Source organism: Halobellus sp. (genome assembly GCF_042218505.1).
Lineage (GTDB): Archaea > Halobacteriota > Halobacteria > Halobacteriales > Haloferacaceae > Haloquadratum.
Genome location: NZ_JBDGQZ010000018.1, coordinates 99,833 through 124,234 on the forward strand (window position 1 = coordinate 99,833; position 24,402 = coordinate 124,234).

The window sequence follows — 24,402 nt, forward strand, 5'->3', positions numbered from 1 at the left end:
GGCATTAAATATCCGGATAGTGTGTCGTTGGTCGATTGCCGGTCAGAGTGTCGGATTCATCCCGCGCTTAAAGGCGCGGGTATTCTCCTTGCACTTTATAAAAGCCTTGGAGAGGACGAGGCCACGAGCGAAATTAGCGAAATGTAGTCTCACGCTGCTGTGACACGCTGGAGAGCCGAAAATGCTCAGGGAGTGCCTACGCCGACGAACCCGATAAGACTCCAGTCTATGATGTCGCCCTGATTCACCATCGACACAATCATTCTATATAGCAATATATGATTTACACGACGGCTATCGGACAGCCGATTGCTTCAGTAGAGCGAGTAAATGTTCGCCTCGTAGGTCTCACGAACCCGATCACCCCAGTTGTGGGTGTACGTGTCGATGATGTCACCGCCCACGTCACCGCGCAGGTATTTGACGATCCCGCGGTCACCTGTCCGGTCTCGCAAATGCGTGGTGAAGAAGTGTCTGAAGTAGTGCGGCGTGACATTTTCGTCGGCCCCACCACCGGATCGATGCCAACCGGCGTCGGTGGCGTGTCTTTCAACGATATGATGGACCATATCCGGCGTCAGGCGCTCTCCCCAACTGCCTGACGTGCTCACGAATAACGGCGACGCCGGCGACCGTGTCGCCGGACGAACGGCTAGCCATCGTCGCATCACGGCTTCAAGTTCGTCGTCTGCCGGAACGATGGTCGATCGCTTGCGTTTGTTCGACGCGCTCCGTGTCTCACCAGCAACGACCGCACCCGCTGTGGGTTCAGCAGCCACATAAAGCGAGGGACCACGGCCGTCCAACTGGGTCCGCGGTGAGATCATCCCGTCTGCGACGCTCGATACCGGTGTCTGATCAGCCAGGACGATGTCTCGAAGGTCCAGATTACAGAGTTCGCCGACTCGCATCCCCGTTTTGAGCAACGTACAGATGACCGCGTGGTCGAGTGGATGTTGCACCTCGTGCAGAAACGACCGCATCGCTGAAAGCGAGATTTCACGACGAGACGGGTTAGTGTCGATTGCCTCGTCCATCTCCTCCATTACGAGTGTCATCGGATTCGACTCGAATCGACCGACTTGGGTCAAGTACGCGTAGAACCGATGGAGATACGACGCGTACGTGGCGATCGTGCTGTCGGCCATCTCCGAACGGCGGAGCGTGTGAATCCACGCCATACAGTCGCGATACGACGCGTCTTCGATGGATGTTGAGGCGTTGCTGGGGGTTCGGTCGGGATCAGAGAGAAAGGCCTCAAAGCGGCGTAACACCCGTTCGTAAGCTGCTCGCGTTCGGTCCGACTTCCCGTGGTACGTCATATCCTCCAGGAAGTACGACACGGGGTCCTCTCGCTGGAGGTCGGTCGCTTCACTACTCATCGGGATGCGCCGGGCCTGCCAGCGTATATCCACCGTGTCGGCCGCTGTACTGCACTTCGTTCGAGGCTTGGAGATCCTGCAGCGTCGTGTCCAGTCGGTCCTCAATGTCGTCAGTCAACGCCGCGAGCAGTTCGTCCCACGATCGATATTCCGAGGCCGAGAGTGTGGCCCGCACTCGCTCGCGAAACTCTTCTCCCTGCTGCGCGCTCTTCTCTGAGTTCTGCGAGTTGTCGGACCGGGTGGTCTGCTCTCCTTCTGCAGAAGGGAGGTCCGGAATCTCGAAGTTCCGGCGTCCCGCCTGTACCATCGTCCGCAGAAATTCACTCTGACTCATCCCCAACTGATCGGCGTGTTCCTTCCAGCGTTCTTTCTGATACGCCGGGATGTACGTCATCACCGTCTTTCGTTCCGCCTCGGAGCCCTCTGTCGACATACCAGAGTGTGTGAACCGGGCCCACTTGAATATACTGTACAAACCAGGATAATTCACCTTAGATGTGTAATTGATGTTCTCTAAGCGCCGAATATCTCGTTTTAGATGTGTGATTAACAGTAATTTTGTCGATATACTTTATTTACACAAATAACTATTTTCGATCATCCGAGCCCCCGAATCGGCCACTCCCAGTTCCCCTGAGAGCGACAGCTTTCCACACCCGGCTCTTCGACTTGCAGCCCCGGGGGTGGAGGTCATCAAAACCGGGTTGCAGAATCGTCAGATCTCATCCCACTCGGTGATGGAACGTCCTTGAGTTCGGCCCAGCGATATTTTTTCAGCGTTCGTCTCGGACCCCTCCGGTCACCCGAGCAAAACTCACCCCCACGAGAATAGATCTGATCTCTTTGCTCTTCAATATATACCCCGTGTTGATCGTCGCGGGATCCAGAGCAGGACTCGAAGACTATGTCGGTTCGGGCGTCACTCATCGAGATCTCTTGAGTGCGCTCACGAATTAAGAGTGTCCAGAAGTATTCGGAGAGTACCGTCGGAAGAATAGGCTCTCGATAGCGGTACACCCTCTGTTGCTCGCCGTACGGACGGGCAAGTCCTCGTTACTGAACACCCGAGGTGAGCTGATATAACAAAGGCTCGCTTGATCGCCCACTTCGTTGAGATAGGCACCTCTCTGTATGCAGATGCAATATGGAGACGATCCTCGTCTCTGGGACATTTCAGGCATTCGTCTCGGCAGTATGAGGGTACTATGCACTAGTTCTCATACTGTACTGCGATTCCGCTAAGTCCGTCGATGGAGAGAAAGCACCTGCCGCTGAAAAAGAGATTAAGTATGTGTCAGCAGTCTATTCTCTAAATTCTCCCAAACGGTGGCTTGCTGTGGGACTCGTGATGGCCTTCACTGGGGTTTGCTTGCTCGTACTTGGACTCGGGACGGCTCTGGACTTCGTCGTCGCGCAGTCGCACCCTGTGAGTCCACAAAAAGCCCCGTCGCTAAAAATCGAGTATTCCATTGTAGGCACCGTCCTGTTTCTGTCTGGAGTTGTGATTGCTCGGAAAGGTTTCCGCTCGGAGAGTGGAACTGAATAGTTGGAGAGGGCGTCGTTCGGAAATTCGATCGGCGGGCCTACGTCTCAACTAATCTGTCGTCTCTCGTCCGAAATTATCCCGCTTGAAGAGTTCTATAGCAGACTCATCAGTTTCAACCGATCCGCAGACCCGATTAATCGGGATTGCCTACATAAATCTAACGCTGATTCACCGGCGGTCTTTTATTAGGCCAAGCGTCCGTCTTTGCTTGGAGTGTCGTCTTACTCTGGGTTCTGTCGCTGATGTCGAGTTGCGATTCTGATCACGATCTGAGTTGGATTGTGGAGGGCCTCCTGAGGGTACACTCAGGAAACCACTGACCGGAGTGCGGTGTGGCGAGACCCTTGGATGAATGCGCCACAAATCGCTGTCAAAGTTCAGCGTGGTTTTCTGTTGGGACTTTCGTCCCGGGACAGAGCAGTCCCGCACGAGACTTGTAAACTGTATATCGCTATATCAAACTAACTCCCGTAGTTGGGAATAGTTCGGGTATGGTGAGCGGGCTTGGCCACTTTCCAGCCTGGAGACCGCGACATAATGATGGATTCCGAATAGAAGCCTACCGGAATTACGTCTGCGACCGGTTCACCGGGATGAGGACGGAAAATCAGCGTGAGGGATACCAATGACTCTCCGGAAGGTCGGACCTGGAATAGGGAGCGATCCCGAACGAAGTCGTTCGTTCGCCACTCAGGTAGTCCAAGAATCTCTCAGTACACACAGTGCACCTGGGTCAACACCATACTCTGTCACATCGTCTCACGTGAACCGGTACGTTTTCTATCACTCCCTTCCGTCGATAATCACCTGACCGCAGGTGCGATCCTTCGATTTACCCAGTTAATTGTTAATAAAGGCAACAACGCAGATTGCTTAGCACAAGGGACGTACGCAGACTGAGTTCGGAGCAGCCACAGAAGTATGCAGACGGAAGAGCACTACTCGGTGGTGGTGACCATCGAATCTACAATGCTCATCACGAGGGATCCGATTGCCCCGATAACGAGAATTCCACCGAGTACCTGTGAACCGGCAATCACCTGTGAATTCCACCCGATGACAGTTCCGTGCTGCTCGCGGAGATGGATGCCAAATTCGATGAGAAGCATCGAGAGTGGAATCACCACGACTGCGGTCAGACGTCGGAGCGATTACTGCACGGCCCCACCGTCCATAGCTCTATCAACATAATGCTGTGATAGTCAAAAGTGCCTTCTGGGTGATTGCGTTTGTACCGCATTCGGATTGCTGCTCGTTCTGCCCGTTCTTTTCGCCATCGCTGGTGGTGTCGCTACGTGGGTCTCTCAGCGCCGCTTTCCTGGTATCCTTCCACCGGCGGCCGGTGCACGGGTCGTATTCGGGGCATACCCCATTACGCTCGCGTTCGTCTTCGTTTTCGACGTCCAAATTACGCCGGGCGACGCGAGCACAGTGGGCTTCGCTGGAATAGCCGTGACGGACAGTGTCGTCGCCGACGCAACTGTCCGACCGGACCTGGTCCGCACTGCCGTTGTCGCCTTCGTCTATCCTCTGGCTTTCGACGGTGTTAGAGGTGGCCTGATTGCGCTCCCAGATTGGGTCGTTGCGAAAATCCAGGCAATCGGTTTCACATAGCGTCAATCAGATGCCTGTATCCACCACCCGAGAAATATGCGGGCAGAGTTTCCCGGGTGCGTACTGGTCCGGACGAGCAGGAACGGAATGACCGAGTGTTTCTGACACCGGAACCAACTCCCCTTCAGCAATCTTGGCATCCGCAACCACGGAGATTGCCCCCCGTTCGGTCACAACGCCTGTTTTCGGATCTGAGCCGCAGCGATTCCAACGATGAACGCCACACCGACGTTCACGAGGACGCCGACGAGGCCGACAGCGACGGTGAGAGCGAAGTCGTCGGTAGCGAGGCCAGTCCGAGCCAGTTCGATGGCAATCACCGCGAGGACGACGCCGAGCATCGACATCGGAAATGCAGCAATCACGCCGACTGCGAGAACTGTGGCCAGCGCGTAGAGAAGTCCCAGAATCAGGTTCGCGCCGGCGGTTCTCGCGCCGAACGCGTACTTTCCCGCCACTCCTCCGCTACCGTGACACATCGGCATCGCGCCGAAGGGAATCGCCAGGAGATTCATTATCCCCATACTGGTCGCAAGTTCGTCGGCGGAGACCTCGCTGTCGAAGTAATCCGAGAACAGAAGCGACGTTGCCACGGCCGCGTTTCCGACGGTCATCGCGAGTTGGCCGATGGTCGCGCCCACAGCCTCGGTCGAGACCCCCGACAGGTCTGGCGTTGCGACGACGAGGGCTGGCAGTTGCGGGGTAGGGAGTCCAGCCCTCCAGACGGCGACAGCAACCCCCGCCCCGAGGACAGCGAGCGTACTCGCGCGTCTGTGACCGAGAGCGAGGCTCCCGATAACGACGCCGACTGCGACGAGGGCGAGGACGGGGCCGCCTAGGCTCAACTCGACCCCCGTCCGGAGGAGCACGAGGCCGACGGACAGTTGCACCCCGCGAATCACCGGCCGGTCGACGTGCCGTTCGATTCGGGCCAGCGTCCCGGTCGATCCGACCGCAAACAGGACGCCGCCGGCCAGGAGGCCAGCGACGGCGAGTTCTGACGGCCCGATTGACCCTGCGATGACCAAGGCGGCCAGCGCCTTCATCGGTTCGACGGAGATGGGAAGTCCGTAGTGGACTCCCCAGACGATCTGGAAAGCTGCAAAGCCAAGCAGGAGGTGCGCGAGCGAAAGTTCTGTGAGCGCCGCCACACTGACGGCAATCGGGAGAACCGTAACCGAATCCCCTAACGCCCCGGTCAGTTCGTTCCACGAGAAGTCGATCCCTTCTCGGTGGCTGATCCGGGCGAAGACGTCCATCGGTCGGTAGCAGAATCCGGCGGTATAAAATCTCTTTGTATCCTCTGTGGCGAAGGGTGAGAACCCAGTTGTCGTCGGATTTCTATCGTCGACTACTAATTGTGGCAGTTGACGCCTGATGAGAGGTAACAGAATGTCGTTACACACCGGCGCGCCGTCACCGGGAGCGGGGACGGTAGTCAGACCGAAATTCCCCGAGTCGCCGTGGCCTTGAACGAGACGACGACGTCGTGGCCGGGCTCCAACCCGAGCTTCTCTCGGCTGTCCTCGGTGACCAGTGCCAGGAGCGGCTGGTCGCCGCCGATGTCCACCGCGATGCGAGCGATCCGTTCGCCCAACGCGACCTCGCGAATGGTCCCCGAAAACCGGTTGCGAGCGCTGGTGTGTTCCGGCACCGGCGTGTCCTCGGGGTCGGTCAGCGTGACGGCGTCCGCCCTGATCGAGAGCTCGACTGCGCCCGATCCATCGGGGACAAGGGCACGGACGTGCCCGGCCTCCGTCTCGACGGTCACCAGTTCGCCGTCGCGGTCCACGATATCGCCCGAAAGGACAGTCTCCGCGATGTCAGCTACGCCCTCGAAACTGGATTGGGTTCGCGCGAACGCCGCCAGGAGGTCTCTCGCGTTGTCGGTGAGTTCGCTTCCCCCGCCGCCGGCTCCGCCGCGTCGGCGTTCCACGAGTGAACCGAACGCCTCTTCGAGTTCGACGATGCGCCGTTGTGCGTGTGCGTACGACCGGCCGAGGGTCTCGGCGGCGTTGTTGAGCGATCCCTCGCGGTCGATCGCGCGCAGTAACTCGACGTCCCGAGCGCCGAGGGTGACGTCACCGGCGCTGAGATACGCGTCGAACGTGGATTGCGTGTCCATACACCCGTTTCGGAGTCCAGAGCAAAAGCATTATATCCACTCTGGTAAAACGCGGTTGTATCTATGTCGAAACAACGGTCTGATAACGCTACTCGGAAACGGACCGAACAACCGATCACATCCCGCCGAAAATTCCTGACGATTGCCGGAGCGACCGGCATCGCCGCACTCGCCGGCTGTTCGGGTGGAGGTGACAGTTCGGGATCGACGGAAACCACAGCGTCTGAGGAACCCGACTCGATGTCGACAGCGACGGAGACAGGCACTGCAACCGCAACGCCGATGTCGGACTCGATGACGATTTTCCACGCGGGGTCGCTCGCGCCGCCGTTCAGCGAGGCCGAGCCGCAGTTCGAGGACGAATACGACGTGGACGTGAACCGCGAAGCGAAGGGGTCGGTCGCCTCGACACAGAAGATCACCCAGCAGGGCCGTTCGGCCGACGTCCTCGGAGTCTCGGACTTCCGGCTCATCCGGAACCGCGTGCTCCCCGAGTACGGCGACTGGTACGCCATCTTCACGACCAACTCGATGTCGATTCAGTATCGTGAGGACTCCCCCGGAGCCGACGAGATTTCGGCCGATAACTGGTGGGAAGTGTTGACCCGCGACGGCGTCACGATCGGTCATTCCGATCCGGCTGTCGACCCCGGAGGGTATCGCGCGGTGATGTCCCAGCAACTCGGCGCGATCGAATTCCAGGGCGAGCGCCTCTACGACGATGCCACCTACCAAGCGCTTCGAGAGAACTCTACCGTTCCGACGGGAACCGAGACGAACCTCGAAGGCCAACTCGAATCGGGCGAACTGGACTACGTGATCTACTATCAGTCGATCTCCGCGAACTCCGGCCTCCCGTACATCGACCTCCAGCCCGAAGTCGATCTCTCACAGGCGACCAGTGAGTACGCGAAGCACTACGCCAAGGCCGAAGTCGAAACCGACTCTGGGACGTTCATCGGCGCGCCGATCGCCTATGGCCTCACAGTCCCGAACGTCGCCGATGCACCCGGCCGTGGAGCCCAGTGGGTCGAGTACTTCGCGACAGAACCCGGTCGGCAGATCCTGAAAGATCTGGGTCTCGTGCCGGTCGATCCGGTCGTCGTCCCAGGCGCCTCCGAAGACGCGGTCCCTGAACGCGTGATGAACGTTGCCAGTGCCCAAGAAACGCTCGGCCCGCTGGAACTATGAGCCGACCCCGATGAAGAGGTTCTGATGGCAACAGAGACCGGACCCAGTGTTGAGGTCGATTCCGGCGGGATGACGAGCGTCGCGCTCGTCGTCGGATTCGTGGTCCTCCAAGGAGTCGCCTTTGCCGTCGCCTACACGACCGGACGCCCGACGTGGTACGCGTACTTTATGATCGGGAGCACGGCGGTCACGGCGTACGTTCTGGACGGTTCGTCGTTCACTGTCGCGACCGCGACGCTCGGTAGTGTGCTCGTCGTTGCGCTCGGACTGCCGCTGTTTATGTTCGTCGCGCGTCAGACGCCAGCACTCGTCGTCGAGAAAGCGCTGAACCCCGATGTCCATCGCGTCCTGTATCTGGGCGTCTACGGACCGCTTCTGGCAGCCCTGCTGAGCCTCGGATTCGGGGTTCCGCTCGCGCACCTCCTCTCGGAAGGGTTTCCCGGACAACCCCTCGTCGAGAGCCTAGTGGATCTCCCGCTCGTCGTCCCGCACTCGGTCGCCGGCATCTTGATTCTGTTCGGCTTCGGGCAGAGCGGGGCGTTCCCGAACGTCTCGGTGCTCGGATCGATGGTCGGAATGGTGCTGGCGATGACCTTCGTCGCCGCACCGTACGCTGTCAACGCTACGCGGGAGTCCTTCGAAGCGATCGAGGACCGCCTCGAGTACGCCTCCCGGATCCACGGGGCGAACCGATGGGAGACGTTTCGGCGCGTGACGGGCCCGCTGGCCGCTCGCGGGATGATCACCGGGGGCGTGCTGGCGTGGGCACGGGCCGTCTCGGAGTTCGGTGCGGTCGCAGTCGTGGCCTACAGCGTCACGTTCTTTTACCCGTTAGCGGGCGAGAAGGTGACGGCCCAGCACGCGCCGGTGTTCGTCTACAACACGTACCTCCAGGGTGGCTTAGAGGAGAGCGGTGCCGTCGCGTTCCTCCTGCTGGCGGTCTCTGCGGTCATCTTTTTGATCGTTCGATACCTGACAAACGACGACGCAACGGGGGGAATGCCGTGACTCACCTCAGCGCCGAACTCACCTCGACGTTCACCGCCGAGGGCGCAGAGCCGTTTACCGTCGACGCCGCGCTCGAAGCCGGCGACGAAGAGACGCTCGTCATCCTCGGACCCAGTGGGAGCGGCAAAACACTACTCCTGGAGACGCTCGCCGGCTTCCACGGCCACGAGGGAACGGTCACCGCCGACAGCGAGGACATCACCGACCGCAAACCGGAGGAGCGCGACTTCGGGTTCGTGTTTCAGGACTACGCGCTCTTCCCGCATATGACCGTGCGGGAGAACGTCGAGTACGGCGCGCGCTATCGCGACGCACCACGCGATGCCGACGAACTGCTCGCAGAACTGGGCGTCGGCCACCTGACCGACCGGAGTCCGCCGACCCTCTCGGGGGGAGAGAAACAGCGCGTCGCACTCGCTCGCGCCCTCGCCGTCCGTCCGGAGGTGTTACTCTTGGACGAACCGCTGGCCGCGCTGGACGTGCCGACACGGCAGTCACTGCGGGATGACCTCGTGGACGTCCTCGCCGACGTCACGTCTGTCTACGTGACTCACAACCGAACGACCGCACGCGCGATCGCCGACCGGATCATCGTGATGGCAGACGGCCGTGTGGTCCAGCGCGGGACGCCCGAGGCGGTCTTCGAGCGCCCGAAGTCGTCGATGGTTGCGAAGTTCACCGGGTCGAACGTCGTCGATCTCTCGTCGGCGCCCGAACTCAAGTCGCTTCTGAACGGCAGTGGGCCCGGCACCGAGAACCCTACGCGCCAGAACGGCACGAGCGGACAGATCGCCATCAGACCCGAGGCGCTCCGACTCCAAGACGGCGACGGCGACCTCCGCGCGACAGTTCAGCGGGTCGTCCGCGAGGACGCGACCAACCGCGTGACGCTGGCCTTCGACGACGTGACCGTCGAGGCGTTCGCCGACCGTCCGCCGTCAGTCGGGAGCGACGTGTCGGTGACGTTTCCGCGCGACCGAGTCCACCCCTGCTGAACGGCCGACGGTGCACTCCCACTCGTTCCTCACTCGGCCTCGATGGGATCGATCAGACTGGGATCGTCGTTTCCGGGGCTGTTCACGCGGGTGGACACCGGGTACGCGTCCCACGCCTCGCCGGGGTACGGGTCCAGAAGACGGGCGGCTTCCTCGGTCGATCCCTGGAGCCACGTCGACTCCTCTTCGGGATCAAGGACGACTGCCATCCGGTGGTGTAAGTCGGCGACGACGTCGTTTGGATCGGTCGTGACGACCGCGAACGACTCCACGACGTCGGGGTTGGCGTCGGCATCGCTGTCGCCGCCACCGAAATCGCCGAGTCCCGTCTGGGTGTGCTCGGACTCCCAGCGCTCCCAGATGCCCGCCATCGCAAAGGGGCGATCGTCCGCGAACGCGACGCGGTAAGGCTGTTTTCCCCCGTTCTGCTGGACCCACTCGTAGAAGCCGTCCGCCGGGACGAGACAGCGACGACGTTCGTACGCCTCGGCGAAACTGGACTTCTCGTCGATTGTCTCCGCGCGGGCGTTGATGCGGTCGTTACCGGCGCGTTCGTCGTCGGCCCACGACGGGACCAACCCCCATTTGAGTTGCTGGAAGGTGTCGGGCGCGTCGTTTCTGATGACTGGCAGTGACTGCCCCGGCGCGCAGTTGTACCGAGGCGTTCTCGCGCCGCGGAACTCGGCGTCGAAGCGTGCCTCCAGTTCCTCGGTCGGGCTAAAGAGGGTGTAGCGGCCGCACATAGTTAGTCACTCGGTCCCGGGGGTTCAAAACGGAACCGGCCGAGGACGCACCGCGGACGCCGTCTCCGACACGCTTAGGCATCCACCGCTCTCTCCTCTTCGTATGCGTATCGAGAACAGTTTCGTCCCCGCGGAGGGTGTCGGCGAGACCCGAGAGCGGTCGCTGTGGGAGGCGGGCATTCTGACGTGGGAGGATTTCAACCCCGCGCGGGCACCGGTTGGGCCGAAGACGGGCGACCGGGTCGAATCGTTCCTTGCGGAGGCGCTCGAACACCTCGACGACGACGACGCACACTATTTCGGTAAGCGCTTTCCGACGAGAGAGAACTGGCGGCTGTATGAGAACTTCAGGGACCGGGCGGTCTTCTTCGACATCGAGACGACCGGCCTCGACGCCGCCCGCAACGACGTGACTACGGTCTCTGTCACGCGGGGCGGCGAGACCACGACGCTCGTCCGCGGCGAGAATCTCACCGGCAAGTCCCTCCGTGACCAGTTCCGCAACGCCCCGCTCGTCGTCTCGTTTAACGGTAAGCAGTTCGATGTGCCGTTCCTCGAGGACAACTTCGACGTATCCATCGAGGCGCCACACCTGGATCTGATGTATCCCTGCCGTCGCGTCGATCTGACCGGCGGGCTGAAAGCCATCGAGCGGGAGGTCGGGATCGACCGCGACAGACCCGATCTCTCTGGTAGAGACGCCGTGCGGCTCTGGCACCAGTACGCCCGCGACGACGACGACGGCGCGCTCGACACGCTGGTGTCGTACAACCGCGAGGACACGGAGAACCTCCAGAACTTGGCCGACGTGGTCGCCAGACGCCTCCACGACGACTCACTGGGTGCTGTCGCCGGCGAACCTGCGGGCATTCCTGATCCCCGGTCCTGACCGATCGATCCCCTGTCGCGTCGCCGCTATTTTTGGCGAACCTAAAAATACAAATACCCCCGGACGAAACGGCGGGCAATGACCGCGTACACCTTCGACGACCTGGCGGTCGTGATGGGGACATACAACGAGGAGGCAGCCATCGAGAGCGTTCTCGGGGACATCGAGTCGGTCACTGGCGGGCGCGCGGAGATCGTCTGCGTTGACAGTTCCGACGATCGGACGCCGGAAATCGCTCGCGAGCACGGCGCGACCGTGATCGAACAGCCGCCGATGGGGTACGGCTACGCCGTCCGGGAGGCGGTTCTCGCTCCCGACCGGCCGGTCGTGGTCACGACTGACTGCGACGATACCTATCCGATGGGGAAACTCCCGGCGTTCCTGGAGTTGATTAACGAGGGCTACGACGTCGTCTCCGGCGATCGGCTCTACCACGGGGCCGAGGCGATGCCCACGTTCAACCGCCTTGGCAACGTCGCGTTCGCCCTCTTGGCTTCGGGGCTGATGGGCGAGCGCGTCCACGATACGACGACTGGGATGCGCGCTTACCGGCGGGAGCTCCTGCACGACATCGAGTGGACCGAGAACACGGGACTGTCTGCGGAACTCCTGATTCGACCGTTGATGCGCGGCTACGAGGTCCGAGAGGAGCCGATCCCGTACCGCGAGCGCGCGGGGGAGACGAAACTCGATCCCATCGAGGGCGGCGCGGCCATCGCGAAGTCGATCGTGAAGGTCTGCCTCGAAGAGCGGTTCCAGTGACCGCACCGACGAGCGGAACGACCGGAACCGACTGACGGTAGTCCTCAGCGAATGATGTCTTTGATCCGTCGAGGCTCACCGTTCAGCGACGGGCTCTCCTCGACTATCTTCAACACCTCGTGGTCGGTCACATCCGGATAGGGCTTCTCTGTGGCCTCCTCGATGAGGTCTTTCCCCAACCTGAACTCGGTCCCTTCGTAGACAACGTCGACACCGCTCTCGTCGAACGAAAGTACAGTCATACCTCGGCGTAATCGACGACAGAGTAAAAGCCCATCAGTACGGATCGGCCCCGATTGCGGCCTCGGTTCGGCGTCTCCCCCCTCCGTGGAGCGTCCGACGAGCGTCTGACGCGCCGTTTAATAGGTCGCGTGTGTTGATCCGGAGTGTGGCACTCGGTCAAGACCCGCTCGATGCGCTCGAGATTCCGGACGGGACCACCGTCGAGGAGCACGACCTCGTGACCGATGGTGACGTCGTCGTCGGCGGTCAGAGCACGGTCGAGTTCGGCGTCCGCGGTCGGAACGTCCTCGCGGGCGAACGGGTCACCTTCGGCGGCGACATCGAGGCCGAAGGCGACTGCCGACTCGACGTGTGGTGCGACGTCGCCGGCAACGTTCTTGTCGGCGAGGACGCGTATCTCGGCGAACGGGTCCACATTGCCGGCCGACTGATGGTCTCGGGTGATCTGGACATCGGTGACGACGTGGACATTGAGGAGGGATTCGAGGCCAACGGCTGGATCGTCATCCGGAACCCGGTCCCGACGCTTATTTTTTATTTCGTGGTGCTGTCGCAGTTGCTCCGACTCGGGGAGAATGACGCTGCCGACGAACTCGCGCAGGCGCTCTCTGGCGACAGCGAGGACGACCCGCTCGTGATCCCGCGCGGGTCGACTGTCTCCGACGATGCCTGGCAAGCTTCGACGCCCGCGACGGTCGGAGACGGGTGTCGGCTCCACGGCAACGTCCGCGCGGAGCGACTGACCGTCGGCGAGGACAACAACATCTTCGGAAGCCTCCGCGCCCGTGGCGACATCAGCGTCGGCAGCGGCACCCGGATCCACGGTGACGTGACCACACGCGACGGGGCGGTCACGATTGCCGACGGGGCGCGGATTCTCGGCGACGTCTCGTGTTCGGAACTGGAACTCCACGACGGCGCGGAGATCGACGGGACGATCCGGGCACAGGGCGACGTCCGCCTCGTCCGTCCGAACGGCTCACGCGACGCCGAGTGAGGCATCTGCGAAGGGTCGCGAACGGTTATATACGAACCTGGGACCAGACGCCCTGTGACGTAACCTGTACCCCGCGTCGGTCAGCGGTTGTCCAGCACCCCAGCGCGGGTCCCTCCCGCCGGCTGTTCGCATTACTCGATACTCACGAGTAACACTCAAAGACGCCTTTGTGCCACCGGCGCGTCTTTCCCATTAACCAGTGTACAAACGTGCGTGATGGCATCGAGACGGACACTTGCGATCCTCGCACTCGTTGCGCTGGTCGCGCTCGCTGGTTGCGGCGCGACCGGGGGCGGCAGCGGCGGCGGGAGTGACGAGGGGTACGAACAGGCAACCGAGCTCGCAGCGTCGGGAGCCGAAGCAACTGGTGCGCCGACAGGCACAGCAGTGGCCCGGGACGCAGGGGACCAGTCCCGCGAGAGCGAAGACTCGGCGGTCACCGTCCAGGAACGGCAGGTGATCAAGACCGGCACGGTCGTCGTCACGGTCGATGACTTCGAGCGAGCCCGCTCGAACATCACCGCGAAAACAGAACAGTACGGCGGTTACGTCGCGGACACGTCGCAGGAACGTCGCGAGATAGACAACCAGACCTGGGTGCGCGGCCAAGTCGTACTTCGGGTCCCCCAGTCGGAGTTCGAGACACTCCTCAACGATGCGAAGGCGCTTGGCCAGGTCGAATCGGTCGAGACCAATGCTCGCGACGTGACCGGGCAGATCGTCGATATCCGGGCGCGACTGAAGAATCTCCGGGCCGAGCGCGACCGTCTCAGAACCCTCTACCAGCAGGCGAACACGACCGAGGACGTGCTCGCCGTCCAGCAGGAACTCTCCGACGTGCAACAGGAGATCGAACGGCTCGAAGCCCGATTGCAATCGCTACAGAATCAGGTCGCCTTCTCGACGCTGACAGTGCGACTCGAAGAGCCCCGCCCGACGCCTGACCGGGTCGCGCCCGACCGCTGGTACGACACGCCGGTGCTGTCGGCGTTCCTCCAGTCGGTCGATGGTGTGGTTACTGTCGCCCGAGCGCTCGTTGTCGGGACCGCATACGCGCTCCCGTATCTCATCGCGTTCGCGCTTCCGGTGTTCGTCGTCGTCGGCGTCGTCTGGCGCTACCGGGGACGGATCGTCCCGTGAGAAGCGAGGTTACTCCTCGCCGGCGGCGGCGCTCGCGCTGTCGTCGCCGCCTTCGCCAGTGCTAACTGTCACCTGGGCCTCGCGGACCACCGCCCCGGCCATCTCGTAGCCGGGTCGGTAGACGTCGACGACGCTCCCCTCGGGAAGGTCGTTGTCGACTCGCATCAGCACCTCGTGGCGCGTGGGGTCCACGTCGCTGCCGGGTTCGGGCTCGATTGCCTCGACGTTCTCCTCTTCGAGGATCCGATCGAACTCCTCCAGCGTCGATTCGACGCCGGGGCGGATGTCGGCATCCTCGTCCTGCTCTAGTGCGCGGACGAGATTGTCACGGACGCTGACGATCCGGCCGACGAAGTCCTCAGTCGCGCGCTCGCGGATCTCCTCTTGCCGCTTTTTCGCGCGCTTCTTGTAGTTCTTGAAATCCGCCTTCGATCGCTTCAGCGCTGATTCGAGTTCTTCGATACGCTCATCGCGCTCCTCGAGTTCCGCTTCGGTCGCCGCGAGCCGAGCCTCCAGCGCTGCGACGTCTTCGGCGAGCGTCTCGTCGAACTCGGTGACGCGAGAGACCAGGGCCGACTCCGGCCCTTCGACAGTCGGGCTCTCCGGCTCATCGTCCGCTGCAGTCGCATCGACTGCCTCGGTCTCGTCGGCCCCGTCGGTCCGTTCGTCGGCCTGTTCGACGCGCGCACTCTCTCCATCGTCTTCGGCGGCAGAACGGCTCTCGGGGGACTCTTCGCTCATATCCGCAGAGAGTACTCCGCGCGTCTTAAACGTGTAGAAACGCGCCGAGGCCCTACTGGTACATCCCGATCGGACGGGCCTGGGAACTCTCCTCGCTGGCCTCTTGCATCCGCTTTGCGAGCCGTTCTTTCGCCTGTCGGATCTGCTCGGCTCGGTCGACAAGGTCGTTTACCGGCACCTCCACGTCGGCCAGCGGCTCGATTCCCTCCTTGATCAGGATCCGTGCCGCTTCCGGATCGGGAAAGCGCGGATCCGATTCGACGACGAGTCCGACGGCGACTCGGTCGGCTTCGACCGCGGCGCTCAGGAGGACGCCGGTCGGCCCGGAGACGAGTCCGGTCTCCGACGGCGCGTCGATTCCGGCCTGTGAGACGAGGTCGATCCCATCGCTCACGCCGAGGCCGTAGAGCGATGGGATGTGCCCCTCCTGCTTCTCATTCGGGATTCCAGAGAGATACAGCGGCGTCACGTCCAAATCGTCGAACCACCCGGAGAGACACTCGGCGAGAGAATCAGCAGCCTCCGGCTGAATGGGGACGTCACTCTGCAGCACGAGGAGGTCCCGCTTCTCGTCGGCATAGAGGCGAACCGGCGGATGGAGTTGCGCCTCCTCCTCCTGATAGACGGCGACTCTCGGCACGCCGTCGCAGTAGATGTTCCCGTAGTGCGTCATCTCGAACTCCTCGACGAGGTGATCCGACGCGATCTTGCCGACGAGTCCGACGCCGGGGAATCCCTCGACCAGGCACGGCTGCGTGAGCGAGACGTCATCTGCGAGGACGGAGATGCGGGTCATATTCGACTCAAGAGTGCAACAGCACTAAAATCGCTGGGGCCGGGGCGCGAGGATCTGGTCGCTCCCACGAACCGACATTCACAAGCGCGTACGCCGAGTTGCTCGTCGTATGCAACCACTCGAGCGGTACGCGTCGCTCGTCGACGACTTCGACGCGTTTCGTGCGGCGTGCGACCGGCCGCTCCCGTCGGTCGTCCGCGTCAACACGCTGAAGACGTCGATCACCCGCGCTCGCGCGGCGCTCGACGACGCGGACGTCGAATACGAACCGACCGACTGGCATCCCGGGATGCTTCGGCTCGAACAACGCGGCCCCGGAACGTCGTGGCCGTACTTTCACGGCTGGCTCCACGGGCAGGAGGAGGTGTCGGCGCTTCCGGCCCTCGCACTCGATGCCCAACCCGGCGAGGTCGTCTGGGACGCCTGCGCGGCGCCTGGGAGTAAGACGACCCAACTCGCGGACCTGATGGACGATCGAGGGACGCTTGTGGGCAACGACAACAACCTCGGGCGTCTCTCTGCGCTCCGGCACAATGCCGAGCGACTGGGAATCACGAACCTCGTCGTGACGAATCAGGACGCGCGGAACTACTCGTTCAAGCCCTTCGGCGACCGCACCGACCACGGGAAGCGAATCGAGGCGTTCGACCGCGCGCTGGTGGATGCGCCCTGTTCCTGCGAGGGCACGATCCGGAAGAACCCCGACGCACTCGAGCAGTGGTCGATGGATCACGTGATGAGCGTCGTGGGCATTCAAAAGGGAGTTCTTCGGCGGGCGATCCAGGCGACCCGTACCGGTGGAACGGTCGTCTATGCCACCTGTACGTTTGCTCCCGAGGAGAACGAAGCCGTGCTTGATCACGTGCTCGACACCGAAGACTGCGACCTCATAGCGTGGGAACCGCCGGCGGGGTTCGAGACCGATCCGGGAATTACCGAGTGGGACGGCAGCGAGTACGATCCGTCGGTCGAACTGGCTCACCGCGTCTACCCGCACCGCAATGACACGGGTGGGTTCTTCTGTGCGAAACTGGAGGTGACTACGTGACTGACTCGAACGAACCCGGTGATGACGGCGACGGTATCCCTCCGGAGAACGACGGCCAACAGTTCGATCGATTACCAGCGACGGCCGCCGAGCGTGACGTTCCGGGTCGGCCGACCCGAAAAGAGGTCGTTCAGTGGTGGGAACAGCGATACGGCGTTCCCCCGGAGACCTGGACGGGACAGACCTTCTGGGAGAAGGGGAACGGCAAACTCTGGGCGTTCGCGGCCGACGTGGTCTCGCCGATCCCCGTCGAGAGCTTGGGACTGCGTATCCTCCGGACACGTCAGGAGCACTGGAAACCCTCGACCGACGCGGTCCAGCGATTCGGCGGGGTCGCAACCGAAAACGTGGTCCACCTCGATCGATCCGAAGCAGAACTCTTCGCGCGTGGCGAGAATCAGGATCTCCCCCGCTGGGACGGCGACTGGGGTTACGTGATCGCCGCACACGAGATTGCCGATGCGATCGAACCGATCGGCGTCGGCCTCTATCTCCACGGGGAACTCCGTTCGACCGTTCCGAAGGGCCGGCGAGAAGACCTCTCGTAGGCCGGCAAACTCACTTTGGCTCGACGCTGCCGCCACCCAACCCCTCCCAGGCAACCCGGTATCCGAGTCGCGAGAGGACCGCCGAAACGTCCTCCACGCTGTGCTTCGCCATCGTCTCCTCGGCGTCCGACAGCGACATCCCGGCTTCGATGTCTGCGTCGATCGCTGTCAACACCGCCGGCCGGATCAGCGTCCGACCGACACGCTCGTGCTCCGGAAACGACACCGATTCGACGGCTTCGACACCCACTCCACGCTCGTCTGCGACGTCTTCGAGGCTGATCACGTCGCGGTCGGGAACCAACGCTCCGGGGAGGGCGGCCGCAGCGCGCGCGATCAAGTCTGACTCGTACTCGTAGAGGGCGTCAACCACGTCTTTCACCCGGACCCGCTTCGAGAACGTAACCACGCGGTGATCCAGCGCCTCGATCTCCTCGCCGACGCCGAGCGACTCGTCGACCGCGACGAGGAGTTCGACGTCATCGGCGACGCTGCCGAACTGATCCAGTTTCTTTTCGACGTACTCCGGCGTCCAAAAGCCCATCACCTCGAAGAAGACCCTGAACGAGGGGCTGTCGGCCGTCGCTTCGCCCGGGTCATAGTCGAAGGCGAAGTCGGGAATCATCGCCCGCGCGCCCGCCGCAAGCGGCTCCGGTTCCCGGGAGAGAGCCCAGTCGAGGTCGAGATTCGAAAAGCGGGCGGCGAAGTCGGCCTCGACCCCGCTGTCGTACGTCGGTTCGGTCACGGGCTCGACGTCGGGGACCGAGACGTCGTCGGGACCGAGATGGAGTTCCCGCTCGGTCCCCCGGTCGTCGATCGTCGCCGTCAGCGACCACTCGGCAGTGGCCGCGACACTACGCAGCAGCCGGGCGAAGGCCGTGCCGTACCGCCGGGTTCGACGGAAGAGCGCGTCCGGACCCGTCACCACGAGTTCGCGCGCCTCCGTGCCGTCACTCGACCCGTCACCCTCGTTCAAGCGCCGGATCTCGTACAACAGGCCGAGGCGCTTGACCGCAGAGACCAGCCGCTTCGGCTCCGAACTCCGGATTCGCACCTCGGTCGCATCGAACAACGCGGTCTGCGCCAGCGAAAGGTTGTACTGGACGAGCAGTTGTTCGGGGTCCCAGCGCGGATCGAACGCCGCCAGCACCTCGTTGCGGTCGCGGTCGGCGTACAGGGACTCTTCGACCGTCTCGCGGTCCGACCCCAGCCGGTCGGCGACGGCGTCCAGCGCCTCCAGACGATCTGCCGCCGTGACGACCGGTCCGACCGACTCGGCGGCCTCAAAGGCGACACGTCGGACCCGCGCTGGTGGCAGTGACGCCCGCATCTCGAACTCCGCCTTCCGTTGCAAGAGCGCAGCAAACCCCCGGACGAGTTTGAAGTCGTCGGCGTCGCGTTCGAGATCCTCCAACGCTGCCTCGAGCCGGTGGCGCGGTTCGCCAACGTGGCCCTGACACACGCCGATGACGCGCGCGGCCAGCGGTCGATCCGCCCGCCCCACGAACTGTGGGTGGTACCCGCCGCCCGCCCGCGAGACGCGCAGGAGGTCCTTGCGCAGCACAAAAATCATTTCGCGGGCGCAACTCAAGAGCGTGCCGCCGGTCGGTCGGCGCGGGCCGCCTCCCAGGAGAAGACTCATCACATCGGCCGACCCTTCGAGAGACGATGCGGCGACGAACCTTCCTCGGAATGTCCGCGGGTGTACTCAGCACCGTTTTCGGCGGCTGTCTTGGCACGGCACCACGGGCGACGGGGCCGCGAAATCCCCCGGAGGCACCTGCCGGCCAGCCGCGGCAGACCCCGCCGCCACCGGATCTGGTGGTCGGCACGTTCGACTTCGAGGCGACCGACGCGGGCGCGCTCCGGGTGTTCGGGACCGTCGGGAACCGAAGCGACGTGCAGCGGACCGCGATGGTGACCGTGACGGCCGACGTGGGTGGCGAGCAGTTTCAGACACAGACGTCCGTGACGGTCGATGCGGATTCGACCGCCGAGTGGTCCGTCACGTTCGACGTCGGGTACGAGCGGTTCGTCTCGAACGGCAGCCTGAGCGTTGACGTCGGCTGAGCGAGTCGCTATCGCGCGCTACAATCGGCGTCGACGAGACACGTTTTACCGCCGACGGTCGGCCACGCGCTCCTCGGCAGTCTCCTCGGTCACGACCTCGTACAACAGCGCGCTTCGGCCGTCGGACTTCGGGCGGAGGATCCGGCCGAGACGCTGCGTGAACTCCCGTTCGGAGCCGGACCCGGCGAGCACGACCGCGACGTTGGCGTCGGGTACGTCGACGCCCTCGTCGAGGACGTTCGCGGCCACGACCCGGGAGTACGTCCCCTCGCGGAACCGATCGAGGATCTCCTGACGCTCGCTCGCGCCGGTCTCGCTCGTGATCGCCGGGAGCAGGTAGCGATCTGAGAGCCGGTAGACGAGGTCCGTGTGCGCGGTGAAGACGATCACGCGGTCGCCGCGGTGGCGATCGAGCAAGCGCCCGAGCGTGTCCACCTTCGCGTCGGCGTTCATCATAATCCGGCGCGCCCGCTGCTTGGCTAACAGGGCCTCCCGAGCCTCGGGGTCGGTGCCGGAGCGCATCACCAGTTTGCGGTAGTCGGAGCCGCTCGCAAGCGAGAGATTCGAGCGCTTCAGGTAGTCTACGAAGGTCCCTTGCGCCTCCTCGTACGCCTCGCGTTCCTCGGGGCCGAGTTCGACCTCGATCCGCCGGATTTCGTACGCCGCGAGGTGTTCGCCCGCCAGGTCGTCGACAGACGCCTCGTACACTTTCGGGCCGACGAGGTCTTCGAGCACCTCGTGAGCGCCGTCCGACCGTTCGAACGTCGCCGTCAGTCCGAGACGGGCCGGAGCCGCGAGCAGTCGCGCGATGTCGCGGTACCCCTCGCCGCCGAGGTGGTGGACCTCGTCGAACACGACGAGTCCGAAGTCGCCGCCGACCGCCTCGGCGCGGAGGTACGCCGAGTCGTACGTCGAGACCGTGATGCGTGCCTGAGTCTGCTCGCCGCCACCGAACTGCCCCACTGCGACCTCGAATTCGGTTTCGAGTTCGCGTCGCCACTGCGTGAGCAGGTCGATCGTCGGGACGACGACCAGCGTGGGCACGCCGAGAGTTGCGATCGCGTCGACGGCGAGCACGGTCTTTCCCGCGCCGGTCGGGAGTTCGACGACGCCGCGGTCGTCGTTGTCGCGCCAGGCCGCACCCGCGTCTCGCTGATACGGCCGCAGATCGTACGAGTGCGACAGCGAGAGCGTCGATTCGTGACGAACGTGATCCTCGAACGCCGTATCCGACTCGCAGAGCGCGCGCCGGATATCAGCGTACCGAAAGGCGGGCGCGCGGGCGACCAATCCGCGGTCGTCCCAAACGACATCGGGGAGTGACTCGGCGCGGGCGGTGGACTCCTCGAGCCCCTCGATCCGGATTGTCCCGTCCTCGAACCGCAACACGAGCACGCTCGCAGGTCCGGGGCGATCGTATATATACTGTGTGCCGCCGGCTCTCCGGTGGCTCGGACGGCGGGCTTTTCACGACCCGCGCGCAACTCCGGTGATATGAGCCACGAATCCGAGGAAACTGACGAAACGGGCGGGGAACAGTCGCTGGAGGCGACGGTGGCGGAGTTCCTCCGCGACGTCGACGCCGCTCACGACGACTACGATCGCGGCTACGTCGACGCGGACGCGACGCTGTCGGTCGTGATGACCCACGTCGAGCGCCTGCGCGAGGCACAGGCGGACGGCGATTGAACGGGCGGGCGCTCCGCCGCTACTCTCCGATCAGTCTGCGGATCTGATCCACGCACTCGCCGAATCCCGGGTCCGTGCGGTCGCGCGGGCGACCCAGGTCTACGGTGACGACCTCGCGGACTCGACCCGGATCGGCGGCCATCACGACTACTCGATCCGAGAGTTTCACCGCTTCCTCGACGTCGTGCGTCACGAAGAGTACTGTCTTCTCCGTTTCTGACCAGATGCGAAGCAGTTCCGAGTGCAGCATATCGCGGGTCTGGGCGTCCACGCTCCCGAACGGTTCGTCGGCGAGCAAGATTTCGGGGTCGACCGCGAGCGCCCGTGCGATTCCGACGCGCTGTTTCATCCCGCCGGAGAGTTCTTTGGGATAGGCGTCCGCGAAGTCGGTGAGTCCGACCAGATGCAGCATCTCGTCGATCCGTTCGGTCCGCTCAGCGCCGCGCACGCCCTGCTCTTCGAGGCCGAAGGCGACGTTCTCACGGACGGTCCGCCAGGGGAACAGCCCGTACTCCTGGAACACCATTCCCCGGTCCGTTCCGGGGCCGGTGACTGGTTCCCCGTCCAGGCGGATCTCGCCGCTGGTCGGGGCTTCGAGGCCGGCAATCGTCCGAAACAGCGTCGTCTTCCCACAACCCGAAGGACCCACCAGACAGACGAACTCGCCGTCTTCGACCGCGAAGCGAACGCCCGAGAGTGCCTCGACCTGCTGGCGTTCGGACTCGTAGATCTTCCCGACGTCGTCGACGACGACCTTCGAAGCTCGCCTGGGACTCGTCTGGTCGTCGTCGCGCGACGACGGTGACTCTACCGTCGAGGCGTCCTCGTCGCTCACGCCCGCCACGCGAGAACCCTCCGTTCGACCCGTCGGAACAGCCCGTCGCTCACGAGGAACACGAGACTGATGACGGCCATATACGCCACGCTGACGTCTGTGGCGAGGTTCTGTGCGGCGTTGATGATCTGGAATCCGACGCCGGGCGCACCGAACAGCTCGGCGGCGACGACGATCATCCAACACTGCCCGATGCTCGTCCGGATCCCGGTCGCAATCGACGGCGTCGCCGCCGGAAGGATGACCTTCCGGATCATCGTGAGGTCGTCGTCGACCCCGAGGCTCGCGGCGACTTCCTTCAGGTGCGTTTCGACGCCCTCGACGCCGGCGTACGCGTTGTAGAAGTTGATCCAGAACGCGCCGATGCCGACGATGAACGCCGCGCCGGCGTGCCCGATGCCGATCCAGACGATGGCGAAGACGATCCACGCCAGTGGCGGAATCGGACGGAGGAAGCGCGTGACGGGCGTGAGCGCGTCGTCGAGTCGTCCACTCCATCCCATCCCGACGCCGAGTGCGATACCGAGGACGCTGCCGACGACCAGTCCCGGAAGGTAATGCAGGAGGCTCTGGGCGAGATTCGCCGTCAGTCGGGTCGCCGGGACGACCACGCCGACGAACGGGACCGTGAACGTGGTCGGCGCGGTGAGTTCGACGGCGAACGCGGCCGCGACCTCCACCGGCGACGGGAGGAGATACGTCCGGTTGACCGACATTGCCGCAGCCTGCCAGGCAGCGAGGAAGGCGACCGATCCGACGAACCCGGACGCGAAACTCGTCGCATCGAGATCCGCGAGCGAACTCGTCGAGACCGGTTCGTCATCCTCGTCGGATTGGGCCGCCTCGGACGTGCCGGCGCCAGACGCCGCTCCCGTCTCGAGGCTCATAGCGAGTCGTACGCCCCGAAGTCGAACATCGCGTCGTTCGAGAGCGCCTTACTCGTCTTACCGAGTTGGCTCGCGTACTCGGAGAAGATCTGTGCGCCGTCAGCGATCTTGTGCGGATCGGTGATGAAGTCGGAGGCGCGGGAGTCCATCGCTTCTCGAGCGATCTCGACCGGCAGCGACGACTCCCCGATGACGGTGCTCGCGTGCTGTGCCGCCTGATCAGGCTTCTCATTCGCGAACGTCGTCGCGCGCTGGTGCTGCTCGACGAAGGCCGTCGCCTGCTCGGGGTTGTCCTTGCGGAGCCGGTCGTGCATCAGCGTGACCGCTGCGGGTTGGCCGGGCATAAAGTCGCCCGCCCAGGCGATCGATTGATACGGTGCGCCCTTGATTTGGGCCACCGTCGGGACGGGTTCCATAATCGACGTGCCGTCGATCTCTCCCGCCAAGAGCGCCTGCCGGACGGGACCAGCCCCACCGAGCGCGGTGATCTTCACGTCGTTTTCCGGATCGACGCCAACGATCTCGGCGAGCCAGTAGCGGAGCAGGATGTCCGGAACCGAACCGGGCGGGAACGTGCCGAAGGTGAACCGCCGACCCCGTTCCTCTTTGAATCGGGTGAACGCCTCAGCGCCCGAGGGGGCAGCCTCCCACATCGCCGCAAAGTCGTCGTGCGCGAGGATCTGCATCGCGTTCTGGATGTTCGCCGCGGTGATCTTCGAGGGAATTCCCTTGTCCATCACGATCATCGCCGGGACGATACCGAACATCATCACGTCGAAATCGCCGGTCGCAGAGGCCTGGACGATACTCGGTCCGTCAGAGAACACTTCTCCGGAGATCGTCGCCGACAGTTCGTCGAAGTAGCCCTCCTGATCCATAATGAAGTACTGCATATCCGGATAGATCGGCATGTACGCGACTCTGATATCGTCCAAACCGCCGTCACTCCCGCTTCCACTAGATCCTCCGCCGGTACAGCCTGCTACGCCCGTGAGGCCGACCGCAGAGACCGCACCGGCCGACCGGAGTAACCGTCGTCGAGAAACCGAGACCCGATCGGTCGTCGAATCGTCTATCATTCGGTTACCATAGGCAAGGCTGACTTATTATCATCGCGCACGCGGCGAACGTCACACCCAGGTCTGACGGTCAA

Annotated in this window: 25 protein-coding genes; 11 read left to right on the forward strand and 14 right to left on the reverse strand. The window is 63.3% G+C overall.

Annotated features, from left to right (window positions below; genetic code table 11):
• Positions 1 to 314 precede the first annotated feature (314 nt).
• From ABEI27_RS06175 to ABEI27_RS06195, 5 genes are all read right to left on the reverse strand, one after another.
• Entirely contained in the window at positions 315 to 1,382 is a 1,068-nt protein-coding gene (locus ABEI27_RS06175) for a tyrosine-type recombinase/integrase (RefSeq protein WP_375798530.1), read from the reverse strand.
• Complete coding sequence (locus tag ABEI27_RS06180; protein ID WP_375798531.1) at positions 1,375 to 1,815, reverse strand: DUF5805 domain-containing protein; 441 nt, start codon at positions 1,813 to 1,815, stop codon at positions 1,375 to 1,377. The genes ABEI27_RS06175 and ABEI27_RS06180 overlap by 8 nt, the downstream gene beginning before the upstream one ends.
• Before the next feature lie 2,051 nt (positions 1,816 to 3,866).
• The gene (locus ABEI27_RS06185; RefSeq protein ID WP_375798532.1) at positions 3,867 to 4,055 is read right to left on the reverse strand and encodes a hypothetical protein; all 189 of its coding nucleotides are present in this window, start codon (positions 4,053 to 4,055) and stop codon (positions 3,867 to 3,869) included.
• Positions 4,056 to 4,712: 657 nt separating this feature from the next.
• Complete coding sequence (locus ABEI27_RS06190) at positions 4,713 to 5,801, reverse strand: putative sulfate/molybdate transporter (RefSeq protein WP_375798533.1); 1,089 nt, start codon at positions 5,799 to 5,801, stop codon at positions 4,713 to 4,715.
• Between the two features lie 179 nt (positions 5,802 to 5,980).
• The gene (locus ABEI27_RS06195; RefSeq protein ID WP_375798534.1) at positions 5,981 to 6,667 is read right to left on the reverse strand and encodes a TOBE domain-containing protein; all 687 of its coding nucleotides are present in this window, start codon (positions 6,665 to 6,667) and stop codon (positions 5,981 to 5,983) included.
• 63 nt (positions 6,668 to 6,730) lie between these two features.
• Here ABEI27_RS06195 and ABEI27_RS06200 point away from each other — a divergent pair, with 63 nt between their 5' ends.
• Genes ABEI27_RS06200 through ABEI27_RS06210 form a run of 3 tightly spaced genes read left to right on the forward strand, consistent with a single transcriptional unit; the run spans position 6,731 to position 9,861 of the window.
• Positions 6,731 to 7,858 carry an extracellular solute-binding protein gene (locus tag ABEI27_RS06200; RefSeq protein ID WP_375798535.1) on the forward strand — a complete coding sequence of 376 codons (1,128 nt, stop codon included), beginning with the start codon at positions 6,731 to 6,733 and terminating at the stop codon, positions 7,856 to 7,858.
• Positions 7,859 to 7,882: 24 nt separating this feature from the next.
• Positions 7,883 to 8,866: an ABC transporter permease gene (locus tag ABEI27_RS06205; RefSeq protein ID WP_375798536.1), complete on the forward strand. Its 984-nt coding sequence runs from the start codon at positions 7,883 to 7,885 to the stop codon at positions 8,864 to 8,866.
• A complete protein-coding gene (locus tag ABEI27_RS06210) occupies positions 8,863 to 9,861 on the forward strand; it encodes an ABC transporter ATP-binding protein (RefSeq protein WP_375798537.1) in 999 nt (332 codons plus the stop codon). Before ABEI27_RS06205 ends, ABEI27_RS06210 begins: the two co-directional genes overlap by 4 nt.
• 29 nt (positions 9,862 to 9,890) lie before the next feature.
• Here ABEI27_RS06210 and ABEI27_RS06215 read toward each other — a convergent pair whose 3' ends face one another.
• On the reverse strand, positions 9,891 to 10,604 hold the full coding sequence (locus ABEI27_RS06215; protein WP_375798538.1) for an SOS response-associated peptidase: 714 nt from the start codon (positions 10,602 to 10,604) through the stop codon (positions 9,891 to 9,893).
• Between the two features lie 103 nt (positions 10,605 to 10,707).
• Between ABEI27_RS06215 and ABEI27_RS06220 the strand changes: the two genes are divergently transcribed.
• Together ABEI27_RS06220 and ABEI27_RS06225 are read left to right on the forward strand one after the other, a co-directional pair.
• The gene (locus tag ABEI27_RS06220; protein WP_375798539.1) at positions 10,708 to 11,493 is read left to right on the forward strand and encodes a ribonuclease H-like domain-containing protein; all 786 of its coding nucleotides are present in this window, start codon (positions 10,708 to 10,710) and stop codon (positions 11,491 to 11,493) included.
• 78 nt (positions 11,494 to 11,571) lie between these two features.
• A complete protein-coding gene (locus ABEI27_RS06225; RefSeq protein WP_375798540.1) occupies positions 11,572 to 12,255 on the forward strand; it encodes a dolichyl-phosphate hexose transferase in 684 nt (227 codons plus the stop codon).
• A 44-nt stretch (positions 12,256 to 12,299) separates the two neighbouring features.
• Here the strand turns inward: ABEI27_RS06225 and ABEI27_RS06230 are convergent, their stop codons facing one another.
• Positions 12,300 to 12,497 carry a DUF5800 family protein gene (locus tag ABEI27_RS06230; protein WP_375798541.1) on the reverse strand — a complete coding sequence of 66 codons (198 nt, stop codon included), beginning with the start codon at positions 12,495 to 12,497 and terminating at the stop codon, positions 12,300 to 12,302.
• 146 nt (positions 12,498 to 12,643) lie between these two features.
• On the opposite strand from ABEI27_RS06230, the gene ABEI27_RS06235 reads away from it, so the two are divergent.
• Both ABEI27_RS06235 and ABEI27_RS06240 read left to right on the forward strand, forming a co-directional pair.
• The gene (locus ABEI27_RS06235; protein ID WP_375798542.1) at positions 12,644 to 13,495 is read left to right on the forward strand and encodes a polymer-forming cytoskeletal protein; all 852 of its coding nucleotides are present in this window, start codon (positions 12,644 to 12,646) and stop codon (positions 13,493 to 13,495) included.
• A gap of 216 nt (positions 13,496 to 13,711) precedes the next feature.
• Positions 13,712 to 14,635, forward strand: a complete 924-nt coding sequence (locus ABEI27_RS06240; protein WP_375798543.1) for a DUF4349 domain-containing protein — start codon at positions 13,712 to 13,714, stop codon at positions 14,633 to 14,635.
• Between the two features lie 9 nt (positions 14,636 to 14,644).
• Here ABEI27_RS06240 and grpE read toward each other — a convergent pair whose 3' ends face one another.
• The gene (gene grpE, locus ABEI27_RS06245) at positions 14,645 to 15,376 is read right to left on the reverse strand and encodes a nucleotide exchange factor GrpE (RefSeq protein ID WP_375798544.1); all 732 of its coding nucleotides are present in this window, start codon (positions 15,374 to 15,376) and stop codon (positions 14,645 to 14,647) included.
• 52 nt (positions 15,377 to 15,428) lie between these two features.
• Positions 15,429 to 16,172 carry a proteasome assembly chaperone family protein gene (locus tag ABEI27_RS06250; RefSeq protein WP_375798545.1) on the reverse strand — a complete coding sequence of 248 codons (744 nt, stop codon included), beginning with the start codon at positions 16,170 to 16,172 and terminating at the stop codon, positions 15,429 to 15,431.
• Between the two features lie 109 nt (positions 16,173 to 16,281).
• On the opposite strand from ABEI27_RS06250, the gene ABEI27_RS06255 reads away from it, so the two are divergent.
• Both ABEI27_RS06255 and ABEI27_RS06260 read left to right on the forward strand, forming a co-directional pair.
• Positions 16,282 to 17,220 carry an RsmB/NOP family class I SAM-dependent RNA methyltransferase gene (locus ABEI27_RS06255; protein WP_375798546.1) on the forward strand — a complete coding sequence of 313 codons (939 nt, stop codon included), beginning with the start codon at positions 16,282 to 16,284 and terminating at the stop codon, positions 17,218 to 17,220.
• The gene (locus ABEI27_RS06260) at positions 17,217 to 17,768 is read left to right on the forward strand and encodes a hypothetical protein (protein WP_375798547.1); all 552 of its coding nucleotides are present in this window, start codon (positions 17,217 to 17,219) and stop codon (positions 17,766 to 17,768) included. Before ABEI27_RS06255 ends, ABEI27_RS06260 begins: the two co-directional genes overlap by 4 nt.
• A gap of 10 nt (positions 17,769 to 17,778) precedes the next feature.
• On the opposite strand, the gene ABEI27_RS06265 is transcribed toward ABEI27_RS06260, so the two are convergent.
• Entirely contained in the window at positions 17,779 to 19,332 is a 1,554-nt protein-coding gene (locus tag ABEI27_RS06265) for a DUF790 family protein (protein ID WP_375798576.1), read from the reverse strand.
• A gap of 104 nt (positions 19,333 to 19,436) precedes the next feature.
• On the opposite strand from ABEI27_RS06265, the gene ABEI27_RS06270 reads away from it, so the two are divergent.
• A complete protein-coding gene (locus ABEI27_RS06270) occupies positions 19,437 to 19,838 on the forward strand; it encodes a transcriptional initiation protein Tat (protein WP_375798548.1) in 402 nt (133 codons plus the stop codon).
• Positions 19,839 to 19,883: 45 nt separating this feature from the next.
• Here ABEI27_RS06270 and ABEI27_RS06275 read toward each other — a convergent pair whose 3' ends face one another.
• A complete protein-coding gene (locus tag ABEI27_RS06275; protein ID WP_375798549.1) occupies positions 19,884 to 21,233 on the reverse strand; it encodes a DEAD/DEAH box helicase in 1,350 nt (449 codons plus the stop codon).
• A gap of 99 nt (positions 21,234 to 21,332) precedes the next feature.
• Between ABEI27_RS06275 and ABEI27_RS06280 the strand changes: the two genes are divergently transcribed.
• Positions 21,333 to 21,527: a hypothetical protein gene (locus tag ABEI27_RS06280; protein ID WP_375798550.1), complete on the forward strand. Its 195-nt coding sequence runs from the start codon at positions 21,333 to 21,335 to the stop codon at positions 21,525 to 21,527.
• A gap of 19 nt (positions 21,528 to 21,546) precedes the next feature.
• On the opposite strand, the gene ABEI27_RS06285 is transcribed toward ABEI27_RS06280, so the two are convergent.
• The 3 genes from ABEI27_RS06285 to ABEI27_RS06295 are packed head-to-tail and all read right to left on the reverse strand — an operon-like array spanning position 21,547 to position 24,328.
• Complete coding sequence (locus ABEI27_RS06285; RefSeq protein ID WP_375798551.1) at positions 21,547 to 22,371, reverse strand: ABC transporter ATP-binding protein; 825 nt, start codon at positions 22,369 to 22,371, stop codon at positions 21,547 to 21,549.
• Complete coding sequence (locus tag ABEI27_RS06290; protein ID WP_375798552.1) at positions 22,359 to 23,249, reverse strand: ABC transporter permease; 891 nt, start codon at positions 23,247 to 23,249, stop codon at positions 22,359 to 22,361. The genes ABEI27_RS06285 and ABEI27_RS06290 overlap by 13 nt, the downstream gene beginning before the upstream one ends.
• Positions 23,246 to 24,328 (reverse strand): ABC transporter substrate-binding protein, encoded by a 1,083-nt coding sequence (locus tag ABEI27_RS06295; RefSeq protein WP_375798553.1) that lies wholly within the window; start codon positions 24,326 to 24,328, stop codon positions 23,246 to 23,248. The genes ABEI27_RS06290 and ABEI27_RS06295 overlap by 4 nt, the downstream gene beginning before the upstream one ends.
• Between the last annotated feature and the right edge of the window lie 74 nt (positions 24,329 to 24,402).